Origin of the sequence: Aliiglaciecola litoralis (assembly GCF_039523355.1) — a bacterium.
Lineage (GTDB): Bacteria > Pseudomonadota > Gammaproteobacteria > Enterobacterales > Alteromonadaceae > Aliiglaciecola > Aliiglaciecola litoralis.
Map to the genome: position 1 here is coordinate 1 of NZ_BAAAFD010000023.1, position 5,008 is coordinate 5,008.

8 protein-coding genes are annotated in these 5,008 nt (G+C 39.0%); all 8 read right to left on the reverse strand.

Annotated features, from left to right (window positions below; genetic code table 11):
- Window positions 1-228: 228 nt before the first annotated feature.
- Window positions 229-495 (reverse strand): hypothetical protein, encoded by a 267-nt coding sequence (locus ABD036_RS18700; protein WP_343862666.1) that lies wholly within the window; start codon window positions 493-495, stop codon window positions 229-231.
- A 1,267-nt stretch (window positions 496-1,762) separates the two neighbouring features.
- Window positions 1,763-2,074, reverse strand: a complete 312-nt coding sequence (locus tag ABD036_RS18705; RefSeq protein ID WP_343862668.1) for a hypothetical protein — start codon at window positions 2,072-2,074, stop codon at window positions 1,763-1,765.
- Window positions 2,075-2,182: 108 nt separating this feature from the next.
- The gene (locus ABD036_RS18710) at window positions 2,183-2,401 is read right to left on the reverse strand and encodes a DUF6500 family protein (RefSeq protein ID WP_343862670.1); all 219 of its coding nucleotides are present in this window, start codon (window positions 2,399-2,401) and stop codon (window positions 2,183-2,185) included.
- Between the two features lie 664 nt (window positions 2,402-3,065).
- Window positions 3,066-3,269, reverse strand: a complete 204-nt coding sequence (locus ABD036_RS18715) for a hypothetical protein (protein ID WP_343862671.1) — start codon at window positions 3,267-3,269, stop codon at window positions 3,066-3,068.
- A 322-nt stretch (window positions 3,270-3,591) separates the two neighbouring features.
- Window positions 3,592-3,912 carry a hypothetical protein gene (locus ABD036_RS18720; RefSeq protein ID WP_343862672.1) on the reverse strand — a complete coding sequence of 107 codons (321 nt, stop codon included), beginning with the start codon at window positions 3,910-3,912 and terminating at the stop codon, window positions 3,592-3,594.
- A gap of 192 nt (window positions 3,913-4,104) precedes the next feature.
- Window positions 4,105-4,479, reverse strand: coding sequence for a hypothetical protein (locus ABD036_RS18725; protein ID WP_343862673.1), 375 nt, complete (start codon window positions 4,477-4,479; stop codon window positions 4,105-4,107).
- A gap of 121 nt (window positions 4,480-4,600) precedes the next feature.
- On the reverse strand, window positions 4,601-4,864 hold the full coding sequence (locus ABD036_RS18730; RefSeq protein WP_343862675.1) for a hypothetical protein: 264 nt from the start codon (window positions 4,862-4,864) through the stop codon (window positions 4,601-4,603).
- 49 nt (window positions 4,865-4,913) lie between these two features.
- Window positions 4,914-5,008, reverse strand: a 95-nt coding sequence (locus ABD036_RS18735) for an IS3 family transposase (RefSeq protein WP_343862677.1), incomplete at its 5' end; no start/stop codon positions are given.

Below are 5,008 nucleotides of genomic sequence, written 5' to 3' on the forward strand. Positions count from 1 at the left end.
AGATCTGCCCTGCGAACAGCCTCTTTGCGAAAAGTTTCAGTATAAGGTTGTGCTTTCTTTTTGCGTTCCATAAATCACCTCTTATCTAACTATAAGAGATGTCCACTTTTTTTGGGTAAGTTCTAAACATAACGCCCCTATTAAACGGCGCAAACTTGCTGGCTAAAATTGCGAGGCACGAGCCAAAGCCAGCGAGTTTGGGTCCGGTTGAATGGTTTGTTATACGTATTAATCTTGCGTAGGAACAACAAAATAAAATATATAAACTATTGATAATATTATTAATCCGCCATTTACAAACAAACCTGTAAAACCCAAAGCTTTATCAGAAGAAACTGATTTTAGCTTAAATAAAAACCCCGTAATTGCGATGACTATACCGGCTATCCAAGTATTAAATGGATTTGGCAAGTATGCACCACCAGTAACAAAAAATGTAAACAAGCCAAGAGGTGCGCAAAAAATAGAAATGTAGAACATCAATTTAGTTAACAAATGTTAATCCTATAAATACGTATAACGCCCCTATTAAACGGCACAGACTTGCTGGCTATACTTGCGAGGCACGAGCCAAAGCCAGCGAGTTTGGGTCCGGTTGAATGGATTGTTAGGCCTATAACCCAAACAAACCTAAACCCCAATTAATTAAAAAGTAGATCGGTATAGCCAAGAATGATGCTGGTATGCAAGGAAGAAGTATGACTACGAAGCTTGCAGTTGTAAACGAATCCACTGTAGAGTCGTTTCTATAATTCGACATAGCATCATCAATTGGATGGCGGCCTTTTACCTTTTTGTAACCCTCAGTAAATTCACCGGCATTACCTGAAACCGCAGAAAGCAAATACCTAAATAGCGGTAGACAAGCCAAGCATCCTACCAAGAAAGAAAAAACAGCTACATAAATATTCATGTTACTCATTTAGGCCTAACGCCCCTAATAGACTGCACAAACACGTGGCCTATACTTTGTGAGGCACGAACAATGGCCGCGAGTTTGTGTCAGGTTGATTGGATTGTTATGTTTCATTTTTTAATTGGTTCAACTGTTAATAGAACCTTTTGCCTATAACTCTCCTCAAAGCTTACTAACAAAGCAAGAACACCTGAAGTAAGAAGAAGAACAATAGAACCAAAGAAAAGCTGGTAGCTGAAAAAATAGTGGTTAAAAAAGCTGAAAAACATATTTATTAAGCCAACGACTGATAAGAAAACTCCGATGTAACCAATGACAGTCAACAACTTAATTAAGGTCACGAGGGACTGTAGCCTTTCCGATATTAGATCTTGATATGGCATTTTCATTTAACTTTTCCTCCTTGAGACATAACGCCCCTAATAGACTGCACAAACTTGTGGCCTATACTTTGTGAGGCACGAGCAATGGCCGCGAGTTTGTGTCAGGTTGATTGGATTGTTATACGGAGAACACATACTGACAAAGCCCACGATTAAAATTACTAAACCAAATACTACAATCGAATGGCTGAAAAAAGCGATAACTTTTTAAGCTGCCTGACAGAACAATGACAACTGAAACGGTGAAAAGGCCCGTTAACGTTTAAAGTTGAATTTGGTAAAAAGAGAATGAATGCAGTTTAAAAAAGCGCAACAAAACTAGGCTGTTACTTCCAATTCCAAACAACGTTTAACCCTTAAAAGAAATCCGTATAACGCCCGCATAAATGGCGGATAACAGTTGGCTAAACTTAGCGAAGAATGAGCGCCAGCCAACTGTTAGGCGTCCACTTTAATGCGTTTGTTAGGTTTTGGTGGCTCTATAAGCATAAATACCTAAAGCGACCAATAGCCCCCACAACATGCTGTTTGAAATATACAAGCCAATATAAAACAGATCTGTACCTAAAAATCCTTCTCTGGGCAGAGTCGCATAGAAGTCATTAATTGGGAACAAAAGCAGTTCTACAAAAGAAGCCCAGAAAGTTGCGATTTTATTTAAATATTCGGGTGTGTCATCGCTAAATCCATAGCCAAATGAAACAATCAGTAGAGCAAACAAATTTACGCCAGTGAAAACCGAGTGTATTAAAGTCCATTTTAAAAAGAGCTTCATAAAAACCTAACGCTTCATTAAGAAGCGAGTTTAGGCTTGCTAAACTAGTGACGAAGGAACTCGAGCAAGCCGTGACGAGTCTTTCTTTAATGACTTGTTATATGACGCTTATAAGTTACTTTGAACCATGCCTTTAATTTTATGAGCCTTAACGAAATGATCTAGTTTATGTATTTGTATCCACCATGTTGCTGCCTCCATAAGTAATTCCGGGTTATCATTTTTATTTTTGAAAAATGCATAGAATGATAATCCTACATTGTCACCTTTAGCTGCAATTTTTTTATCGCAAATCTCAATGATTTTTGATCTTAATTCTGTTCTCATAATCTAATTTTTCACTAAAACCTGAAAGGCATATAACTTCCCGCATAACGGGCAAAAATACGTAGGCTACAATACCAAGCGAAGCGCAGGGAGCCTACGTGTTTTTGTCCCTGGCGAGCGCAGCGAGTGTTAATGCGTTTGTTATACGTCACTTTCAAATACAGTCAATGCCTAAATAACATACAGTGTATATGCCGATTAAAGGGAAGAGTCCAGTATAAATAGTTGAAAAAATGCCAGCGAACCAATGAATAAAAAGTGAAGAAGGTTTCTTAAATATGCTTGCTGCAACAAGTGTTAGTATTAGCGGACTCCCGAACATTATTATGTAACTCAATGCATATTTTAATGGGGGGCGTTCTATACCATATGCCGACTTTTCGAAGAAATACCCATATGCACCAAGTAGAGTAACTACGATTAATACTACGATAGAAATAGGAACTACTCCCAATTTCATTCGTAGCCTAAAAATTAATTCAGCAGCAGAAAATAGAATTAAGAAAATAATGGCTAAGGTAGCGACCAAGTCATTCTCCTAGACGTATAACGCTTCGCATAACTGGCAAATACTTGCTGGCTATACTTGGCGAAGAATGAGCCCCAGCCAGCGAGTATTTGTCCTAGCGAGCTTGCGAGCAAGTTAATGCGTTTGTTATATGCGTTAATCACTACAAGCTGAATACCCCATATATTTATTACCACTATCTCTAGCCATGGCTGAAGATACCGAGTGCAAAACATTTGGCAGAGGCCGCTCGCTGACTGCAAAAATAGCGGTTAATTGCACATACTTATTTGCACAGTTTGATAAATCAACCCCCGTACTATTTACGGTATCAACAACCAAGCCACGAGATGTGTCCATGAGCGTCGCATCAGTTTGGTACGGGTATAAAGAATAAACTTGACCGTTCTTTTGTAAATATCCAATAACGCTTACTTTCTGTGTACCTGTCGAGATGTTTTTACTCAGAAGTTCAAATATTGAGACTCGATGTACTGCTGAGTTGCCGTAAGACAAGAAACTTACGAATAGTGTAATTATTGAAAAATACCTCATCATCATTCCCTCGTGAGCATATAACACCCACATAAGGGGCAGTTACACATGGGCTAAAATCCGAGCGAAGCGACAGAGCCCATGTGTTACTGTCCCAGCGAAGCGCCTTAATGTGCTTGTTATATTTTTAGTTAAAAACTACTGGCACAGTTACCGAAATCCCACAGCCTTCACCATATGAAAAAACTAAAAAGTGTTTTCTAACCAGTTCATTTCCAACTGTATACCACACTACTTTTCCTTCATCATGTTCAAAAGCTTCCGCTGGCATAAACAGAGAAGGCTCATCAAGACTATCGATAAATAATGCCGAATTTTGATATTCTCGTTCACCGATTTTGTTGGGTATCACAATTTCTACTGAGTAACTTTCATCAAAATAATCTGTATTAACTTTAAAAAGCGGTCGATATTTTTCATTCCAAAGAAACTCTTGTTCTTCAGTCACAATGCAAGTAGCCGCGTGCGAAGCTCCACAAAATAATAAGCTTAATAAAATCCATCTCAATTTGAACTTACTCCGAAAATATAACTTTTCAATAACGGGCGCAGGCACGTAGGGCATAATGGCGAAGCCGCCCTGCGTGTATGCGTCCCAGCGAACGTAGTGAGAGAGTTTATTGAGTTGTTATATTTGTGCTTAATCATTGCTAGAAACTGTATACCTTTTGGCTGTGTTTTCACACTGGTAGTCAATAAAAGTAACTAACTCGTGATTACTTATGCTTGCGATAAAGCTAGTGGATTTGGGTTCGCTAGGGTTAGCACTGCTAATAAAGGCTGCTATTTCGTTATTTTTGACGATGATAAAATGACCAGTAGCAAGGGGCTTGCACGAATTAAGGAGCTTGCTTGGGCCTTTAAGTTCGATAGTTAAACCTGACTTGTCCTTAGTTTTGATGACCTCGAAACCTAATTTATTAGCTAAGTCGGAAGTGAGTGCCGTAGCCTCAATAACTTTTGTTGCATGAGTTTGAAAAGAAATAACGATTACTAGTAAAAGCAATGATCTCATAGTCTTCCTTGAAAAATATAACGCCCTGCTAAGGGGCAGTTGCGAGTGTTGTTGGCGAAGCCAGCGAGTAACTGTCCCGCAGCGTTGTTTGCTGCGAACTTGAGCAGTTTGTTATATGCCACTAATCACCGCCTCCAGCCGAACCTGCACCACTGCTATCTTGTGGGCCGCCACCGAAACTTTTATGAGCTTTAGCTGGAACATCTTGGCTACGGTTTAACATCCATAGACCGATGGCAGCAAAAAAAGGAATTAACCACACAATCAAAATTTGCGCGCCTTTTTGAAAGGTTTCCAAATCATCTCTACGAATTAAGAATACTGAAACTGAAATATTCAGTGCAATTGCAATCCCTATGAATACGTACCAAATTTCAAATTCCATTTAAGTTCCTTGTGGCATTGGTGTTACCCACTAAAAGTGGACATCCTGTTTAAGCGTAACGAGCTTCATATTCCAACGGACTTAAGTATCCCAATGTCGAATGTAGCCTTACGCGATTATAAAATATTTCAATATATTCAAAGA